Origin of the sequence: Streptomyces sp. GC420 (assembly GCF_009916105.1) — a bacterium.
In the GTDB taxonomy this organism is placed as follows: Bacteria; Actinomycetota; Actinomycetes; order Streptomycetales; family Streptomycetaceae; genus Streptomyces.
In genome coordinates, this window is sequence record NZ_JAAAXQ010000792.1 from 1 (window position 1) to 898 (window position 898).

The window sequence follows — 898 nt, forward strand, 5'->3', positions numbered from 1 at the left end:
GCTTGCAGGGGCGGGTCACGGGCGGTTACGTTCGCCGCGACAACCGCAAACAGATACGGCCCCCGGCCGGGACGGCAATCCCGAACGAGGGCCTGACCGATCAGGAAGCAGCAACCCTTCCCGATGGCTGACCCGAAGTCTAACGCGCGCCTGCGCGCCAAGGCCGGAGCTCCGACCTCCGGCGTGATCCACGTACGCACCCGCCTCACGGCCGACTTCACCGTGATCTCCAACGCCCTCGCCCAGCGGCACGGCAGCGCGGTCACCGTCGGCGTCGCGGCGTACATCCTCTCCCTGCCCGACGGCTCCCCCGTGAGCATCGCCGCGCTGTGCGAGCACTTCACCGAGGGCGAGATCCTGATCTCGCGGGCGCTGAGGGAGCTCGAAGCGGCCGGTTACCTGGAGCGCCGCCGCGAGCGACTGTCCACCGGGCAGATCCGCACCCGGACGTACTTCCACGCCGTGCCCGGCGGGGACCCGGAACCGGACCCGGAACCGGACCCCGATCCGGAGCCGGACGGGCCCTCCGAGCCTCCGAAGCCGCGCCGACCCCACGAGCAGGCCGCCGCCGCGAAGGCGACACCCTCAGTCACGGCAGTGCTGGAAACCGTGCACGCGCCCGCGCAGGCCGACGCGGAGGCGGAGGCGGAAACTCCGAGCCCGCTCACCGACGCCGATCCGCGGGCCGTCGCCGTGCTCGCCGCCCTGCGCCGGGTCGATCCGCGTCTGGTCCTCTCCGCGCGGGAGGCCGCCCGCCTCGCACCGGCCGTCGCCCAGTGGCTCGCGGCAGGCGTCGAACCACGCCTGGTCACCGAGTTGCTCACCGCGGGCCTCCCGGACCGTTTCCGTGCCCGTCCGGCAGGGATCCTCGCCTTCCGCCTGCGCGAGACCCCCCTGC

Annotated in this window: 1 protein-coding gene; it reads left to right on the forward strand. The window is 73.6% G+C overall.

Annotated features, from left to right (window positions below):
• Window positions 1-123 precede the first annotated feature (123 nt).
• A partial coding sequence (locus tag GUY61_RS38650) for a hypothetical protein (RefSeq protein ID WP_208107001.1) occupies window positions 124-898 on the forward strand: 775 nt, incomplete at its 3' end.